Consider the following 17,238-nt stretch of genomic DNA (forward strand, 5'->3'; position numbering starts at 1 on the left):
GCGAGTGAGTTCACGGCCCACGTCGAGCTTCACGTCCGCATCGGACATCAGCAGCGCCTGCGCGTCGGTATTGATCGCGATGAATTCGACGCCACGCAGGCCGACCTCGATCATGCGGTTGACGGCGTTGACCCCGCCGCCGCCGATGCCGACGACCTTGATGACGGCGAGGTAGTTCTGTGGAGCTGCCACGGCTTGCGTCCTTAGGTTTGATGAAGTGTCTGATCCCGTTCGAGGATTCTGAGCAAACCTTCAACCGATACTTTAGGGTTGAAGGATTGTCAAGATCTCGCTTACTGAAGTTAACCGGGCGACAGGCACCCGGGGCAATTGGCCACGCGGCGTGTCGCCGTATCCGTTCAAGTTGTCATCGTGTGACGGGCCTCGACGGGGTGGAGACGTCGATGATCTTGTCCTTCGGTCCGCCCTTGGCCAAGAGCGTCTGGAGCGCAGCGGCCTTCAGGACCCCGTCGGAGGAGTCTCCCCAGACCACGGTCCTTCGGTCGTTCAAGGTGAAGGTCACCGAGTCCACGCTTCCGGCTCCCGCACTCTTGAGCTTCGAGAGCACGTCGGTGGGCAGCTGGGCCAGCGCATGGATCACCGTGTCGAAGATCTTCCCGTCCGGGTCCTCCGCATCGAGGTTCACCACCGGCAGCTTACGGGTCTCGTCCTTGGAGATGCGCTTGAGCTTGGCCCCGTTGTCCCCCACCAGGTAGAACGCCTTCCCCTCCTTCAGGACCGCGACCTCGCGATGCTCCACCACCGTCACAGTGACGGAATGGGCCCCACGAAGCCCCAGCCGAAGGTCACGGATGGCGGGTTCGTCAGCCACGAGGCGTTCCACCTCACGAGTGGACACTTTCGCCAAGGGTTGTCCCTCGAGAGGATCCAGCATCGCCTGAACCTTGGAGTGATCGGCCAGTCGGGTTCCCTCGACCTTGACCGATGTCACCTTCAGAACCGGGGTCAGATACAACAGCACCAGCACCAGTCCGAGCACCACCACGATTCCGGCCAGCACCAGCCACCTCGCCAAACGATGACGTCGACGTACCGGAAGCCGGGTCACGCCCGGAGCCAGTTCCTGGCTCATGATTCGGCGTCCCGGCCTTCTACCGCTGAGAGTGCACGCAGCATCTGGGCCCCCTGTTGGGTCACGTCACCCGCACCGATGGTCATGATCACGTCGCCGGGCCGAGCCTCGGCCACCACTGCTTCTGCGGCGGACTCGGCGGGCACCACCGAGGCATGCTCGCCCGCTGAGCGAGCGACGAGCTCCGAGTCCACTCCGGGGATCGGCTCCTCACGCGCGGGGTAGATCGGCAGGAGGTGCACCGTGTCCGCCGTGGCGAGCGCTTCTCCGAACTCACGATGGAAGGCCTGGGTCCGGCTGAACAGGTGCGGCTGGAACAGCACATGGACGCGCGCGTCACCGGCCACGTCGCGGGCCGCCTTCAAGGCCGCCCTGACCTCCGTGGGATGGTGCGCGTAATCGTCATAGACCCGGATCCCATCCTGCTGACCGCGCAATTCGAAACGTCGCGCCGCACCCCTGAACTCGGCCAGTCCGGCCAAGGCCGCGTGGGCGGTCAGGCCCAGATCCAGTCCGACGATGTATGCGGCGGCGGCATCGAGCAGGTTGTGATCGCCAGGAACGGACAGCTTCAGGAAGTGCGACTCCGTACCGTCGTGCACCGTCGCTGTCGAGGACAGCCCCGTGTGGTCCGCTCCGCTGAGCCGGACGTCCGCGGCATCCGTGAAGCCGTACGTGCGGACCCTCACGTCGGGGCGCGCGCTGCGGAGGCGCTCTGCCGCCGCCGCTGCTCCGGCGTCGTCCGCGCAGGCCACCAGCAGTCCTCGGGCCGGTAACAGGTCGGCATAGAGGTCGAAGGCCTCGTGAACCGCAGCCTCGGTGCCGTAGTGGTCCAGGTGGTCCGCTTCGACGTTGGTGATGACGGCGATCTGCGGGCGGTAGTTCAGGAAGGATCCGTCTGACTCGTCCGCCTCGGCAACGAACGCCTGCCCGGACCCGAGGGCCGCGTTGGTACCCAGTTCAGGGATCGGTGCACCGATCGCGAAGGTGGGTTCCTCGCCCGCAGCCGAGAGCATCACGGCGATCATGGAACTCGTGGTGGTCTTGCCATGGGTGCCTGCCACGGTGATGCCGAGCCGCCCGGTCATCAGAGCGGCGAGGGCCTGGGAGCGATGCAGGATCGACAATCCCAGTTGCTTGGCCCTTGCCAGTTCCACATTGTCCGGCTTGATGACGGAGGACACCACGAGCGTGTCCGCGCCAGTCACCTGAGCGGCGTCGAACCCCACGTACGTGGTGGCTCCTGCCGCCTCGAGCTCCTTCAGGACCGGCAGATCCTTCGCATCCGTTCCCGAGACGCTCAGCCCCTCGGCCAAGAGCAGCCTCGCCACAGCAGACATGCCCACGCCGGCGATACCGAGCAGATGCACGTGTCCCAATGTTTCCACCGCAACGGGTTCCTCGCCTGCGAGACCCTCGTGGAATGCTCGGTTCATCGGTTCTTCTCCTCGTGTGTACCTGCGTCGCTCGCACCAGCGGCTCCTCTGGCCGCCTCAAGGATGAGCTGGGCCATGTCCTGCGCAGCACGAGGCCGGCCAAAGGTCGAGGCCGCACGCGACATGGCCTCCAGTCGTTGCGCATCCCCCAGGATGGACACCACGGTCTCCGACAGCCAAGTCGGAGTCAGGTCCTTGTCGTCCACCATGACGGCACCGCCTGCACCGACCAACGGGGCACCGTTGAGTTTCTGTTCGCCGTTGCCGAAGGGCAGTGGTACGAGGATCGCGGGTAGTCCGACGGCGGCGATCTCGCAGACCGTGCCCGCCCCGGAGCGACACAGCAGCAGATCCGCGGCGGCATAGGCGGATTCCATCCCGTCGACGTATTCCACCTGCTGGTAACCGGGCACGGCGAGCGGATTCCCGTCCTGACCCATGACCTGTTTCCCGTTGCCGGTGATGTGCAGCACCTGGATCCCTGCAGCCGTGATGGCCTCGACGGCACCCGTCACGGCGCGGTTCACAGAGGCGGCTCCGGAGGAGCCTCCCGTCACCACCAGCGTCGGGGTCGTTTCCTCCAGCCCGAACCGTTGACGGGCCTCGGGCCGTGCTGCAGCCCGGTCCAGTGTGGCGATGGCCGAACGCATGGGCATACCGACGATTCGTGCTCCGGGGAGGCCCGTTCCGTCGAAGGCCGCGCCAACCACCGCTGCGTGTTTGGCACCCACCTTGTTCGCCAGTCCGGCCCTCACGTTCGCCTCGTGCACCACCACAGGAACGCCGGCCTTGCGCGCCGCATTATAGACGGGCGTGCAGACGTATCCGCCCACGCCGACCACGACGTCGGCCTGTACCCGCTTCAGGATGTCGCGGGCCTGCCGCTTGGCCTTCAGCCACCGTGCGGGGAAACGTAGGGCATCGAGGTCCGGCCGACGCGGTGCCGGGGCTCGTTCCACCAGTTCCAGCGGGTAACCCGCCGCGGGGACCAACCTGGTCTCGAGTCCGCTACGGGTCCCGACCACGGTGATCCTGGCTTCCGGTTCCAGTTCGCGGATCGCATCGGCCATGGCCAGCAACGGCGATACGTGTCCGGCCGTTCCGCCTCCTGCCATGACGATGGAGACTTGCTTGCTCATGCCTTACCTTCCGGTGACGTCTTGACGGTTGGTCCCAGTGCAGGGACACCGTTGCGGATCTGGTCGCGTGCGGCGTTGAGGACCAACCCCACGGCCAACAGACACGCAAGCAACGAAGAACCACCATACGAGATGAAGGGCAGCGTCACACCGATGACCGGCGCCAGACCCGTGACCATGCCCATGTTGATGAAGGCCTGCCCACCGAGCCAAGCGATGACGCCGGTGGTAAGCACCCTGACGAAGAGATCCTGCGAACGATGCGCCACGCGGTACATGCTGATCACCAGCACGATGAAGATCACCACGACGGCCAAGGTGCCGATCAGGCCCAGTTCCTCTCCGATGATGGAGAGGATGAAATCGTTCTGGGCCTCTGGGATGTAGCTCCACTTGGAACGTGACTGCCCCAGCCCCACGCCGAACCAACCCCCTGAGGCCAGCGCATACTTGGCCTGCATGGTCTGCAGACCGGTCCCCAGTGCGTCGTCCGCACCGCCGCGTCCCAGCCAGGAGTTGATGCGGCCGAGGCGATTGGGACTGATCACGGCGATCACGAGGACGGCAGCCACCGCCGCTGCCGCCGTCAGAACGAAGACGAGTTTGGGCGCGCCGCCGGCCCACAACAGCGCCAAGAGCACCAGCAGGACGATCATGACGGTGCCGAGATCCCGTTCCAGCAGGATCAACAACACCACCAGCGCTCCCACGGGGAAGAGCACGGGCACCACGGTGTGCGTCCACCGATCCAGCAGCTTCTCCTTGGCAGAGAAGACGGTGGCGGACCAGAGGATCAGAGCCAGCTTGGCGAATTCGGAGGGCTGGATACCCACCGGACCCACCTGGATCCAGTTCTGGTTGCCAAGCACGTTCCTGCCGATCCCGGGGACCAACACCGCGACGAGCAGCAGGAGCGCCACACCCAAGGCCACCCACGCCAGTCGTTTGAGGAACTTGGGTGAGATCAGGGCCATGCCGAACATCAGGACGAGTCCGATCACCCCGAACGTTGCCTGTTTGGCGAAGAGCGAGTAGGGATCGCGGTTGGCACTGATGTACTCCACCGCTGAGGAGGAAAGCACCATGATCATGCCGAGGCAGGTCAGGATGGCGGTACAGATGATGATCAGGTAATAAGCGGTCCGGATCCCCGCAGCGTCGGTGGACTCGACCCGGTCCCACTGCCGTCGTAAGAAGGACACCTTGGGTGTCTCTCCCTCGGCGGCTGGACGTCGTCTACGTGCCACTCGCGCTGCTCCCCTCCTCTGGACTACCCGGTTCGGTTGTTGACGGGCTTCTTGGCTCAGTACTTCGTCCCGATCACTCGGCCCCGTCCGGCTCCTGGCCGTTCACCACCTGGTCAGCGACCGCTGTGGCAAAGGCCTTCCCCCGGTGAGCGTAGGAAACGAACTGATCCATCGAAGCCGACGCCGGCGCCATCAGCACCGTGTCTCCTGATCGGGCCCGTTCCAGCGCGGTGGCGACCGCACGACGCATGACCTCGTTCCCGAGTGCCGACTTGTCGGCCGTTGCGGGTAGCGGAGACTGCTCGGCAATATCCAGCACCGGTACATCCGGGGCATGTTCAGCCAGCGCTGCGACCAAGGCCGCATCGTCGGTGCCGATGAGCACCACCGCGCGCAGCTGATGAGCGTGGGAACGGATCAGGTCCTCGTACTCCACGCCCTTGGCCAGTCCCCCCGCGATCCAGACGATGGAGGGGAAGGCGGACAAGGACGCATGGGCTGCATGAGGGTTGGTGGCCTTGGAATCGTCGATCCACCGCACGCCGTCCACGTCGGCCACGACCTGGATCCGGTGTTCGCCACGGTCGTAGTGGCGCAGGCCCTCCTGCACCGCCGTGGCAGGTACGCCCACCGCTCGGGTCAGCGCTGCCGCGGCCAAGGCATTGGCCACCGTGTGCCGCGGAGCCGGGTCACCCAGATCCTCCAGCGTGGCCAGCTCGGCCGCCGAACTCTGCCGCTGTTCGATATAGGCGCGGTCGACCAGGAGCCCGTCCACGACGCCCAGCTGCGACACGGCAGGAACCTGCGTGGTGAATCCGATGGCTCTGCACCCGTCCACCACGTCCGCATCCTCCACCATTTTCACGGTGGCCAGGTCCTCCGCGTTGTAGATCGCTGCGACTTGCGCGCGTTCGTGGATCTTGGCCTTGGCCGCTGCGTAGGCTTCGAAGGAGCCGTGCCAATCCACGTGATCCTCCGCAAGATTGAGTACCACGGAGGCCACGGGTGAGAGCGAATAGGTGTGTTCCAGCTGGAAGCTGGACAGTTCCACCGCGAGAACATCGTAGCCGTCGGGTTCACGCACCACGTCCAGCACCGGCGTGCCGACGTTACCGCAGGCCACGGCGCGCAGGCCGGCCTGCCGGAGGATCTCCTCGGTCATGGTCACCGTGGTGGTCTTGCCGTTGGTGCCCGTGATGCACAACCACTGCGGAGCTGGCCGTCCCTCGCGGGTCTGCACCCGCCAGGCGAGCTCGATCTCGCTCCAGATCGGCACGGATTCCGCACGCGCCTGGGTCAATACGGGGTGCGACGGCCGCCAGCCCGGGGAGACCACCAGCAGGTCCGGACGTCCGCCGTCCACGTCGGGGAGGGTGGCGGTGTGTTCCGTTCCCAACCGGACGTCGAGTGCTCCCACGATCTTCAGCGTGTCAGCGCGGCCACGGTGGTCCTCGTTGTCCGTGCCATCAACGACCAACACGCGTGCCCCGAGTTCGATCAGGGTGTCCGCAGCGGCGAAGCCGGAGAGCCCGAGTCCGGCCACGACCACGCGCAGGCCCGCCCAGTCGGATTCCCAACGGGTCAGTGAGGAAAGATCCCGGGGCATCAACGCACCAACCAATCAACGTAGAAGAGGCTCAGTCCCAGGACCACGAAGAGCAGTCCGAGGAGCCAGAAACGGACCACGACGAGCGACTCGGACCAGCCCTTGAGTTCGAAATGATGCTGGAGTGGAGCCATCAAGAACACCCGCTTGCCTCCGGTCAGCTTGAAATAGCCCACCTGGATGATCACGGAAAGGGAGATGATCACGAACATGCCTGCGATGACCACCATCAGCAGCTCGGTGCGGGTGAAGATGGCAAGGGCGGCGACAGCGCCACCCAGGCCGAGGGAACCGGTGTCCCCCATGAAGATCTTGGCAGGCTTGGTGTTCCACCAGAGGAAGCCGGCCAGAGCACCGACCAGGATGACCGCCACGAGCGCGAGGTCCAGTGGATCTCGGGTCTCGTAGCATGCGGCAGGCGTGGCCCGGAGGCTCGCGCACGACTGGGAGTTCTGGAAGACACCGATCAGGGCGTAGGCACCGAAGACCGCCATCGAGATGCCGGTGGCTAGACCGTCCAGACCGTCGGTGAGATTCACGCCGTTGGTGGTGGCGGTGGAGATCAGGTTGGCCCAGATGACGAAGAGGATCACACCGATCACGGGACCGGCGAAGGCCAGGTTCAACCAGGGGAGGTCCCTGGCCCAGGAGATGCTCAGCGAGGCGGGCGTCTGCCCACGATCGTTGGCGAAGTTCAGCGCCAGGATCGCGAAGGCCACACCGACGATGCCCTGGCCCAGGATCTTCTGCCATGGAGTCAGTCCCAAGGAGCGTTCGTGGGAGATCTTGGCGAAGTCGTCGAAGAAACCGATCAGCCCCATGCCGCCCATGAGGAAGAGCACCAGCAGGCCGGAGACGGAGACCCCAGGGGCCTGTTCCCGGGTGAGGACCATGATCAGATGCGTCAGGAAATAGGCCACGATGACGGCACCGAGGAACAAGGCACCGCCCATGGTGGGTGTACCACGCTTGGACTCGTGGGATTGTGGCCCGTCGTCACGAACGAACTGGCCGTAACTCCGGCGCTGCAGGAATTTGATGAACAAGGGGGTCCCGAACAAGGACAGCACGAGTCCCAGGACACCACCGATGACCAACATGAGCATGGTTCTAGCCTTCCTGGGAGCCTGCGCCGGCCACTCGCTGCCCAAGGGCTGCCAGCCCGGACGCATTCGAGGACTTGAACAGGACGATGTCGCCGGGTTCCAGCCTGGAGTCGAGGTAGTCGTAGGCCTCGTCGGTGGTCTCCACGAACGCGGCCTCGTCGCCCCATGAGCCTTCCATGACCGCTGCGTTGTACGTCGGCTTGGCCCCAGAGCCGATCACCAGCGTCTTCGAGATGTTCATCCTGACCACCAGGCGGCCCAGCCGATCGTGTTCGCTCACCCGGTCCTCACCGAGTTCGCGCATCTCCCCGATGACGGCCCACGTGCGGCGAACTCGGCCCTCCCGATCCGGCCGGCCAAGGACCGCCAGCGTCTGCAGGGCTGCCAGCATGGATTCGGGGTTGGCGTTGTAGGCGTCGTTGATGATGCTGACGCCGTCGGGACGTTCGGTGCGCTCCATTCGGAAGCGAGACCCCGGCCCCTGGCCGTCCAGCGCAGCAGCGACTTCGGCTGCGGGCACGCCGAGCGCGATACATGCTGCCGCGGCGGCCAGTACGTTGTGCAGGTGGTGGCGGCCGATCAGGCCGGATCGCAGCGGAAAGTCGCCCTGACCGTCCACCCGCAACGTGAATTCCGGGTGTCCGGCATCGTCCAGCGTCACGTCGACCGCCCGCACCTGAGCGTGCTCTGCCTCTCCGAAACCGAGCACGGTGGCACTGGTCCGCTCGCGCATGGCCCACACCCGGGCGTCGTCCACGTTGAGCACGGCCACGCCGTCTTCGGGGAGCGACTCGACGAGTTCGCCCTTGGTCGCGGCAATATTGTCCACTCCGCCGAACTCACCCACGTGGGCCGTTCCGACCATCAGGACCACGCCGACGTCGGGTTTCACGATGTCTGCCAGGTAGGCGATGTTGCCGACGTGCGTTGCCCCCATCTCAGCGACGAGGTACTCGGTCGATTCCGTGGTCTCGAAGACGGTCAGGGGCAGCCCGACCTCTCCGTTGTACGAGTTGAAGGGCTTCACCGTCTCACCGCGAGTGGCGAGGACGGAAGCGAGAAGATCCTTGGTGGTGGTCTTGCCCGCGGAACCGGTCACTCCGACCACCTTCAAGCCACCGTGAGCTCGCACCCGCGCCACGACCTCGGTCGCGAGGTCCTTCAGCGCGAGAACCACATCCTCCACAATCACGGCAGGGGCCACAGACCCGTCCGCGGCTTCGGTGTCCCGTTGGGCCAGGACCAGAGCCGCACCGGCTTCGAGGGCCTGGGGTATGAACACGTGTCCGTCGGTCACTTCGCCGGGCTTCGCAACGAAAAGGGCCCCTCGGCGCACTTCGCGGGAGTCGGTGGTGACCGAATGGATGGTGCTGTCTGGGTCGGCGCTCGAGGAGAGTCGGCCATGCGTGATGGCGGCGATCTCGGCCGTCGTGAGTGTGATCATGACTGGGTCGATCCTACTCCGTCGGCTGCCGCTGAACCCCGTTCGCCACTCTCGGCGGCAAAGGCCTTGGCCAGTTCCTCACGGTCGTCCAAGGACAGGTTGACGCCGGCCACTTCCTGGAACACCTCGTGTCCGCGCCCTGCCACGAGGATCACATCATCCGGATCCGCCAGCGCCACGGCCGCGCGAATGGCTCGGGCTCGGGGGGCGACCTCGAGCACCGTTGCCTCGGCACCGGCGTCACGCGCACCGGCCGCGACTTGGGCCCGAATGCGTGCCGGATCCTCGTCGTGCGGGTCGTCGTCGGTGACAATCACCACATCGGCATGTTGAGCCGCGAGTGCACCCATGATGGGCCGCTTCGTGGTGTCACGTTCACCCGTGGCTCCGAAAACCACGATCCTCCGGCCCCCGCTCACCTCGAGGCTGTCCAACGCACGGACGAGGGCATCGGGATTGTGGGCAAAGTCCACGACTGCGGTGGGACGGTGGTGGACCACCTGCATTCGCCCGGGCACCTGAGGCGTGAGGGCTTCGGGATCGGCGTTGAGCAGCTGCGACAGTGCGTCCGGATCCATACCGCCCACCAGCAGCATGCTCAAGGCAAGCGCCGCATTGGACACATTGAACGACCCGGGCAAGCCGGTCCTGGCCTCGATCCGCAGCTCGTCGGGCCCGAGCAGCACGAAGGCGGTCCCGAGCCCCTGCCTGACGACATCGGTGACGACGTAGTCCGCCGAGCCTGCCGCCCCGCCTGCACCGTGCCCGGTGGAGAGCGTCGCCGTGGGCACACCTACGCCGCGGCTGGTCCGAGCCAAGGACTGACCCCACTCGTCGTCCACTGTGACCACAGCCGCCCGCGAGTACCGCGGCGTGAACAGTTCCGCCTTGGCCGCCAGGTATTCCTCCATGGATCCGTGCAGGTCCAGGTGATCCTGGGTCAGGTTGGTGAAACCGGAGACGGCGAAGTGCAATCCGGCCACCCGCTGGAAGGAGAGCGAATGGGAGGAGACCTCCATCGCCGCGGTGGTGACTCCGGCCTGCCCCATGCGTGACATCAGGCCGTGCAACTGCGGCGATTCCGGCGTGGTCAGCACCGAGGGGATGGCGGTGTCGCCCGCCAGGATCTCGATGGTGCCGATCAGCCCCGTGGTCTCCCCGGCAGAGCTCAACAGGTGACGCAGCATGTACGTGGTGGTGGTCTTGCCGTTGGTCCCCGTCACCGCATAGGTGGTTGGCGCCAATTCCGCGCTGTTGTACACGGTCTGGGACACCGAGCCCAGGACCGACCGAGGATCCTCCACCACGATCACAGGCAGGTCGGCCAGGTCTCCCATGAGACCTGCGCCCTCGGTATCGGTGAGCACCGCAACCGCGCCCCGTTGTTGGGCCTGGGCCGCGAAGCGGGCCCCGTGTGTGTGACCTCCTGGCAGAGCGGCGTAGAGATCGCCGGCCTGCACCGCACGTGAGTCAAGGCAGACACCGGACACCACGACGTCGGGCACAAGCGCCGACGGATCGGACGCGCCCGCGGCGCGGGCCACCTCGTCGAGGGCGATCTTCAGAGGGGTCGTCGGGCGGAAACCACGCTCGAGTTCACCGACCTGTGCATGCGGGTCCGTTCCGCTTTCGTTGTCAGACACTGAAGGTCCTCACCATCCATATTCCTGGTTCTCACCGACGAAGCCGTCGTAAGACTCCGACTTCGACTTCTCCGGTGGCACTGAGTTCTTACTCAACGTAGCCGACATGATCTTCTTGAACGTGTTCCCAACTGTCCAGTCCCGCCAGTACCCCTGGGGGTGCTGCATGGTCACGGCCACGAGGTAGCGCGGGTTGTCGATCGGCGCCATGCCCACGAAGGAGGACGTGTGTTGGTCGAACTTCCCGTCCTTGCCCTGCGCCTGCGCCGTACCGGACTTGCCGCCCACCCGGTAGCCATCGATCTTCATGGGCGTGGAGGTCCCGTAGTCCACCACGCCCTCCATCAGGCGCCGCATCTCCTTCGACGTCTGCTTGGAGACCACCCGCTGGGTCTTGGCGGGCTCCACCTCGTGCTCGGTCCCATCGGCGTCGATGTAGGCGTCGATCAGGGTCGGAGAGATCTGGACACCATTGTTGCCCAGCGCCTGATAGATGCTGGCCAGATGCAAGGTGGTCTGCGTGTATCCCTGGCCGAACATCGTGGTCAGACGCTGGCGCCGTTCCCAGTCATCCGGCTGAGCCAGGATCCCGGAGCTCTGGCCCGGTAGCCCGATATCGATCTTCTTGCCGATGCCGAGCTCGCTCATGAAGTCGTAGCGGTCCTGATCCTTGAGCTTGTCACCGATCTGGATCGTGCCGGTGTTGTAGGACCGGGCGAAGATTCCTGCCGCCGTCATCTCGAAGGTCTGGTGCTTCAGGGAGTCGTTGATGGTCTCGTTGTCCAACGTGAAGTGGTTGGGCACCTCGAACTCACTGGTGGGTGAGATCACGCCCTTGTCCAACGCCAAGGCAAAAGTGGGCGCCTTGCCGGTGGACCCGGGCTCGTAGGACTGCGTGACCGTGGAGGACGTACGGGCCGCAGCGTCCGCTGCCCCGGGATCGTTGGGGTCCATGGAGTCGGAGTCGGCCAGCGCGAGGATCTTGCCGGTCTTGACGTCCATGACCACTGCGTTGACCCAGTCGGCCTTGAACTCCTTCTTCTTGGCCATGACCGCATTCTGCGCCACCCACTGGATGTCGGAGTCGGTGGTGAGCCGCACGGTCTTGCCGTTCACGGCGGGGGTCTCCTCGACCGGAGCGTTGGGGATCCTGACCCCGTCCGCCCCCCGCTCATACGTCTTGGACCCGTCAGTGCCTGTCAGTGCCTTGTCCTGCGAGAGTTCGAGCCCTTCTGCACCCTCCCCTTCCCGGTTCAGGAAACCGAGCACGGGACCGGCCAGCTGGCCGTTGGGGTAACTGCGCTGCTGCGTCTGCACCGACTTGATCCACGGCACACCGACTTCCTCGACCTGCTGGTTCACCTTGGGCGTGATGTTGCGGGTGATGACGGAGTACTTCCGTTTCTCCTCCCCATCACGCCCGAGCAAGGCCGCGGACACCGACTCCTTGTCCAGCCCCAGCACCTCGGCGACTTCGGCGATGCCCTGATCCGTCGGCACCTCGACGCGCTGGTCTCCCTCCTTCCGGGGGAAGGAGTCCTGGACCTGGGTCTGATCCACCACCAGGTCGTAACGGACGATGGACGTGGCCAGCACCTTCCCGTCCGTATCGACGATGTCACCGCGGGTGGCGGGAACCGGCACGCCTGCCGTGGTGCGCCCCTTCAAGGCATCCGCCTTGGCGTCCTGCGGGTCGATCCCCTGCACCCAGATCAGGCGCGCGGCCACAGCGATGAACAACACGAGCACCGCGGCCAGAATGAAACGCATCCGCATCGGGGATGACTCTGCTTTTCGACGCGTGGACGTCATCTGCGTGTCTCCTTCGGGGACCTTGAGCCTGCCAGGACCGCGCAGGTTTCACCTGGCGCGCTCCGACTCAGCGTGTGACGGGCGCCGGGAAGGTGCCGCCGTTGAGTTCCTGCTCGGAGAAGCCACGTGAGTCGACCTCACCATTCTTCCCCTTGTCCGCGCTGTTTTTCTCGGTCTTGGACGACGTGTCGGAAGCGGTCTTGCTCTCGCCGGCGGCGGACGTGGCGGTCGTGTCCTCTTGCCCGGACGTGTTCCCTTGTGCGACCTTGCCCCCTTGCGCGGCCTTGTCATCCTTGTGGGCCTTGTCTTCCACGGCCGCCCGCTGCTGCTCACGGATGGCAGCCTGCTTCTTGGCGGACAACGCAGATAGCTCCGCGGGACTCATAGGCGTCGCGAGAGTGGTCGAGGTATCTGTGGACTTCTCCGCGTCCTTCGCTTTTTCTGCCTCCGGAGCGGACGCCTTGCCGGTCACCTTCTGCGAATCCAGGTCCACCACGCCAGGCTGCCCGGCAGGGACCATGCCGGATTTCTCTGCCTGGGCCGCCAGGTTCTGCGGAGCCTTGCGGTAGTCGAGTTCCTGAGTGGTGGCCTGATTGGCCTGATGCATCTCTTGTGTCCGGGCGTTCAGCCGGACCAGGTCGTACTGGGTGTCCGCCGCTTTGATGTTCATCCCCAGGACTGCAGCCACCACCGCGGCAACGATCACCAGACACAGCAGGACGAAGGGGAGCCGACGTCGCTTGACCTTGGGACTTGGCACCACCGAGAGTGGCGTCCGTACTTCTCGCTGTGGTTCCGGCGCCGGCGACGCCGGTTCCACGAGCGGCAGGGCCTGTGTCGCCACGTCGTACTCGCGGCGCTCAGGCAGAGGAAGCGCGCTCATGCTCTTCTCCTGTGCTTGCGGGTTGTCGGCAGCGGCGGACGCAGCCGCTCCACCGCACGTAGGCGTGCCGCTGCGGCACGCGAGTTCTCGTCGATCTCCTCAGCCGTGGGACGTTCGGTGCCCTTGGAGATGATCTTGAATCTCGGCTTGGTCTCTTCCGGTTCCACAGGCAGCCCCACCGGCGCCGTCGAGGTCGAAAGTGAAGCGAAGTGCCGCTTGACGATGCGGTCCTCCAGGGATTGGTAACTCATCGCCACCACACGCCCTCCCACCGGCACCGCGTCCATGGCGGCCGGGATCGCACGTTCCAGGACGCGGAGTTCGTCGTTGACCTCGACGCGCAGCGCCTGGAAGGTGCGCTTGGCCGGATGCCCACCCTTGGTGCCCTTGGGATAGTGATCGATGATCAACTGTGAGAGCTCACCAGTGGTGAGGATCGGGTGGTCTTCTCGACGCTCGACGATCGCCACGGCGATGCGGCGGGCATGACGTTCCTCTCCCCAGGTGCGCAGCACATGGGTCAGATCGTCCAAGGAGTACTCGTTGACGACGTCGGCGGCCGTGGGGCCGGACGTCGCGTCCATCCGCATGTCCAACGGAGCGTCATAGGAGTAGGCGAAACCGCGCTCACGTTCATCCAATTGGAACGAGGACACGCCCAGGTCGAAGAGGACGCCGTCCGCATGGCTGAATCCCTCACCGGAGAGGGCGGATCCGATTTCGTCGTAGACAGTGTGCACTGGTCGGAAACGTTCCCCGAAGGTCTCCAATCGCTCCCCTGCCATGGTGAGCGCCTGCGTGTCACGGTCCAGGCCCACCACGGTCAGCTCGGGAAACCGCGACAGGAGGGCCTCCGTGTGACCACCCATGCCGAGGGTGGCGTCCACGACCACCGCTTGTCCTCGTTCCCTGATACCGGCTTCGATGCCTGGAGTCAGCAGTGAAACGCATCTGTTCAGCAGGACAGGGACATGGCGAGGGTTGAAGGTCACCGGCTTCTCTCCTCTTCGTGGTCGAGGTGGCTTGGGGTCGCTGATCGGTTGTCGGCTGCGATCCGGTCCCCGTCCGTGTCGGGGCCCTGGCTCAGGGGAAGTTGAGTCAGGACCCCGGCTCGGCAGGAGACCGCAGCGCAGCGACAAGGGGGTGGTCAGAAGAGTCCGTCGATGATCTCCTGATCCGTCTCCGAGAAGCTCTGCTCCTTCTCTCGCAGATAGATGTCCCAGGAGGGCGTGTCCCAGATCTCCGCATGCGCTCCTGCGCCGACGACCGTGACGTCACGGTCGAGCCCGGCATAGGCCCGCAACGGAGGAGGAATCGTGACCCTCCCCTGCTTGTCAGGGACTTCGTCCGAGGCCCCCGAGAGGAAGACCCGGATGTAGTCCCTTGCCTTGCGGGAGGACAAGGGCGCCGATTGGATCCTTTCCTGGAACTTCTCGAACTCCCGCACGCTGAAGACGTAGATACACCGATCCTGACCGCGTGTCAGGACGAGCCCATTGCCCAGCTCGTCCCGATATTTGGCCGGCAGGATCAGCCGCCCCTTCTCATCCAATCGAGGCGTGTAGGTCCCCAGAAACATGCGCGTCACCTCCTAGGGGGAAGAGACGCTGACCGCCTCGGGGACCTCCCTGGTCTACCAGTGCGCCCCACTTTACTCCACACTCCCCCACTGTCAACGCAAGAACGGGGCAAGAGTGCCGCGTCATGGGGTCAAAAACCGCGGAAATACGGGCATCCATTACATGGAGAAAAGGTGGAGGAGTTTCGCCGCCAAGCGGACGAAACCCCTCTGGATCGCCACAGATCCACCCGTTCGGCCCGTTCTGGGGTGGATCGGGAGGGAAGTGGAGGGGTGCAGGGAGGGAAGTGGAGGAGCCCAGGGAGGGACGTGGGCGTGCCCGCGAATCGAGCAGCGAGCACCCCCCACCCCGCTCCGGGCAGCAAAAAGCCCCGCACCGTCATCGGTGCAGGGCTTCAGCGGTGCGGGGCTTCTGCGGCTCGGGGTGTCAGCGAGAAGAGTTCAGCGCTCAGCGCTGCTCGTCGCCACGGCGGCGATCCTCCCACTGCTGTTCCAACTTCCGCATGTAGGACGAGGACCGTTCCCCTGCGTCACTGCCGGAGGAATCCCCGCCCTTGGGCTCACCGGGTCGTTTGGAGAAGACGACATACACACCGGTGCACATCATGATGAACCCGATGATGCCCACGATGATGCTCACCGCGGCCAACTGGTTCAGGGAGACACCGACCAGCACCAGGGCCAGGCCCACGATGGCGATCAGGAGGCCGAGGGCGATGTTGCGCGTGGAGAAACGTCCGGCGGACTCCGCCTTGCGCATGGAGGAGGCGAACTGCGGGTCGTCGGAGAGTTGCTTCTCCATCTCGTCCAGCATTTGTTGCTCGTGGTCAGAGAGCGGCATGACGGCCTGCCCTCCTTTCTCCCCGTATCCGGTCCAAATCGACGCGATCCCACGGGCTACTGTGCGCAGCCCACGCGTGTGGATCACTTTCCCTACATCTTAGGTGCCATACCCGCCTCAGTCCTAGTCGTGGGCAGCGTCTCCCGGGGAATTCACGGACTCGATGTGCGCCGTTTCACGTCGATCCCGTGCAGAACCCCGTGTGGACCCGCCCTCGGCACCGGGCAACAGCGAGGCAGGGGCCAGCGCTCCCGCGAAACGAGAGTTGATCCGATCCATGGTCTCCTCTGCGTCACGCCGCTGATCGTCCTCGCCCAACAGTGACAGTTGCCGCCCCGATCCCAGCGGCGCCAGTCCCTCGAGCCTCACGCCCACGAGCCTGACCGGAGGAAGCGGCGAGGCCACCGCTGAGACCAGCCGCCCCGCAGCCTCCGCGATCTCGGCAGCCGAGTCCGTGGCCCGGACCAGATGCGTCTGGCGACTCAGCGTGGTGAAGTCCGTCCACCGCAGCTTCAGAGCCACGACCGTCCCCGCCCGTTCGGCGGCCCGGGCTCGCGTCGCCACCCGGTGGGAGAGCCACAGCACGGTCCGGTCGAGAGCGGCCCTGTCGGTGACGTCAGTGGCGAACGTGTGCTCCGCGCCGAGACTCTTCTCCTCGCGCTCGACCACCACCTCACGCGGATCCTCGCCGCGAGCCAAGGGCACCAAGCGGGCGATGCCTGCCCCGAGGCTGCGGGCCACCTCCGCTTGGTCCGCGGCAGCGAGGTCACCGGCGGTCGAGTACCCCGCCAGCCGCAGCGTCTCCGCCGTGGCCCGTCCCACCCCGAAGAGTTGCGAGACCGGAAGGTCTCGCAGGAAGGAGTGAACGTACGCGGGCGGCACTGAGAACACGCCGTCGGGCTTGGCCCTGCCCGAGGCCATCTTGGCCAGGAACTTGGTCGGTGCGAGACCCACCGACGCCGGCAGGCCCAACTCGCTGCGGATCCGGGCCCTGATCGCCTCGGCCGCCCGTTCCGGGGTACCCCAGGTACGCATGGTGCCGCTGAGATCCAGGTAGGCCTCATCGACACTGACCTGTTCCATGAGCGGGCTGAAGTCCCGCAGGATCGCCATGACGGCGCGGGAGAGTTCCGAGTATCGCCCGTGGTGGGGAGCCACGATCACCGCGTGAGGCGCCAGCCGTTTGGCCTGGACCACCGGTTGAGCAGAATGCACCCCAAGCGTGCGCAGATCATAGGAGGCGGAGAGCACCACCGAACGCTGCGCATCCGTCCCGATCAGCACCGGTTGTCCCACGAGGTCGGGGTTGTCGAGGCACTCGACGGAGACGAAGAAGGCATCCATGTCCACGTGCGCCACGATCCTGGACCGCCCGGTGGAAGTGCTCCTCATGTGAACCAGCTTAGGCC

14 protein-coding genes and 1 pseudogene are annotated in these 17,238 nt (G+C 65.4%); all 15 read right to left on the minus strand.

Annotated features, from left to right (window positions below; all coding sequences use genetic code 11):
- Window positions 1–192, minus strand: a pseudogene (locus tag Q0A15_RS06920) (cell division protein FtsZ); the annotation flags it as partial.
- 175 nt (window positions 193–367) lie between these two features.
- Window positions 368–1,093, minus strand: a complete 726-nt coding sequence (locus Q0A15_RS06925) for a cell division protein FtsQ/DivIB (RefSeq protein ID WP_291278793.1) — start codon at window positions 1,091–1,093, stop codon at window positions 368–370.
- Window positions 1,090–2,529: a UDP-N-acetylmuramate--L-alanine ligase gene (gene murC, locus Q0A15_RS06930; RefSeq protein WP_291278794.1), complete on the minus strand. Its 1,440-nt coding sequence runs from the start codon at window positions 2,527–2,529 to the stop codon at window positions 1,090–1,092. The genes Q0A15_RS06925 and murC overlap by 4 nt, the downstream gene beginning before the upstream one ends.
- A complete protein-coding gene (murG, locus tag Q0A15_RS06935) occupies window positions 2,526–3,668 on the minus strand; it encodes an undecaprenyldiphospho-muramoylpentapeptide beta-N-acetylglucosaminyltransferase (protein WP_291278795.1) in 1,143 nt (380 codons plus the stop codon). The genes murC and murG overlap by 4 nt, the downstream gene beginning before the upstream one ends.
- Window positions 3,665–4,915, minus strand: a complete 1,251-nt coding sequence (ftsW, locus tag Q0A15_RS06940) for a putative lipid II flippase FtsW (protein ID WP_291278796.1) — start codon at window positions 4,913–4,915, stop codon at window positions 3,665–3,667. The genes murG and ftsW overlap by 4 nt, the downstream gene beginning before the upstream one ends.
- A 73-nt stretch (window positions 4,916–4,988) precedes the next feature.
- A complete protein-coding gene (gene murD, locus Q0A15_RS06945) occupies window positions 4,989–6,521 on the minus strand; it encodes a UDP-N-acetylmuramoyl-L-alanine--D-glutamate ligase (RefSeq protein WP_291278797.1) in 1,533 nt (510 codons plus the stop codon).
- Window positions 6,521–7,627: a phospho-N-acetylmuramoyl-pentapeptide-transferase gene (mraY, locus tag Q0A15_RS06950; RefSeq protein WP_291278798.1), complete on the minus strand. Its 1,107-nt coding sequence runs from the start codon at window positions 7,625–7,627 to the stop codon at window positions 6,521–6,523. Before mraY ends, murD begins: the two co-directional genes overlap by 1 nt.
- A 4-nt stretch (window positions 7,628–7,631) precedes the next feature.
- Entirely contained in the window at window positions 7,632–9,071 is a 1,440-nt protein-coding gene (gene murF, locus Q0A15_RS06955; protein WP_291278799.1) for a UDP-N-acetylmuramoyl-tripeptide--D-alanyl-D-alanine ligase, read from the minus strand.
- Entirely contained in the window at window positions 9,068–10,714 is a 1,647-nt protein-coding gene (locus Q0A15_RS06960; protein WP_291278800.1) for a UDP-N-acetylmuramoyl-L-alanyl-D-glutamate--2,6-diaminopimelate ligase, read from the minus strand. The genes murF and Q0A15_RS06960 overlap by 4 nt, the downstream gene beginning before the upstream one ends.
- Window positions 10,715–10,723: 9 nt before the next feature.
- Window positions 10,724–12,526, minus strand: coding sequence for a penicillin-binding protein 2 (locus Q0A15_RS06965; RefSeq protein WP_291278801.1), 1,803 nt, complete (start codon window positions 12,524–12,526; stop codon window positions 10,724–10,726).
- A gap of 67 nt (window positions 12,527–12,593) precedes the next feature.
- The gene (locus Q0A15_RS06970; RefSeq protein ID WP_291278802.1) at window positions 12,594–13,409 is read right to left on the minus strand and encodes a hypothetical protein; all 816 of its coding nucleotides are present in this window, start codon (window positions 13,407–13,409) and stop codon (window positions 12,594–12,596) included.
- On the minus strand, window positions 13,406–14,401 hold the full coding sequence (gene rsmH / locus Q0A15_RS06975) for a 16S rRNA (cytosine(1402)-N(4))-methyltransferase RsmH (RefSeq protein WP_291278803.1): 996 nt from the start codon (window positions 14,399–14,401) through the stop codon (window positions 13,406–13,408). The genes Q0A15_RS06970 and rsmH overlap by 4 nt, the downstream gene beginning before the upstream one ends.
- 155 nt (window positions 14,402–14,556) lie before the next feature.
- Window positions 14,557–14,988 carry a division/cell wall cluster transcriptional repressor MraZ gene (gene mraZ / locus Q0A15_RS06980; protein WP_291278804.1) on the minus strand — a complete coding sequence of 144 codons (432 nt, stop codon included), beginning with the start codon at window positions 14,986–14,988 and terminating at the stop codon, window positions 14,557–14,559.
- Window positions 14,989–15,436: 448 nt separating this feature from the next.
- Window positions 15,437–15,829 (minus strand): DUF3040 domain-containing protein, encoded by a 393-nt coding sequence (locus Q0A15_RS06985; protein WP_291278805.1) that lies wholly within the window; start codon window positions 15,827–15,829, stop codon window positions 15,437–15,439.
- Between the two features lie 123 nt (window positions 15,830–15,952).
- A partial coding sequence (gene dinB / locus Q0A15_RS06990) for a DNA polymerase IV (protein WP_367273366.1) occupies window positions 15,953–17,238 on the minus strand: 1,286 nt, incomplete at its 5' end.

The sequence above is a fragment of the Galactobacter sp. genome, assembly GCF_022712295.1.
Taxonomy (GTDB): Bacteria; Actinomycetota; Actinomycetes; order Actinomycetales; family Micrococcaceae; genus Galactobacter.

Excerpts from the sequence above, each read along its gene's own strand:
- Q0A15_RS06970 (WP_291278802.1), bottom strand. The coding sequence starts at position 13,409 with ATGAGCGCGCTTCCTCTGCCTGAGCGCCGCGAGTACGACGTGGCGACA.
- mraZ (WP_291278804.1), bottom strand. The coding sequence starts at position 14,988 with ATGTTTCTGGGGACCTACACGCCTCGATTGGATGAGAAGGGGCGGCTG.
- murD (WP_291278797.1), bottom strand. The coding sequence starts at position 6,521 with ATGCCCCGGGATCTTTCCTCACTGACCCGTTGGGAATCCGACTGGGCG.
- murF (WP_291278799.1), bottom strand. The coding sequence starts at position 9,071 with ATGATCACACTCACGACGGCCGAGATCGCCGCCATCACGCATGGCCGA.
- murC (WP_291278794.1), bottom strand. The coding sequence starts at position 2,529 with ATGAACCGAGCATTCCACGAGGGTCTCGCAGGCGAGGAACCCGTTGCG.
- mraY (WP_291278798.1), bottom strand. The coding sequence starts at position 7,627 with ATGCTCATGTTGGTCATCGGTGGTGTCCTGGGACTCGTGCTGTCCTTG.
- murG (WP_291278795.1), bottom strand. The coding sequence starts at position 3,668 with ATGAGCAAGCAAGTCTCCATCGTCATGGCAGGAGGCGGAACGGCCGGA.
- Q0A15_RS06965 (WP_291278801.1), bottom strand. The coding sequence starts at position 12,526 with ATGACGTCCACGCGTCGAAAAGCAGAGTCATCCCCGATGCGGATGCGT.
- Q0A15_RS06925 (WP_291278793.1), bottom strand. The coding sequence starts at position 1,093 with ATGAGCCAGGAACTGGCTCCGGGCGTGACCCGGCTTCCGGTACGTCGA.
- Q0A15_RS06985 (WP_291278805.1), bottom strand. The coding sequence starts at position 15,829 with ATGCCGCTCTCTGACCACGAGCAACAAATGCTGGACGAGATGGAGAAG.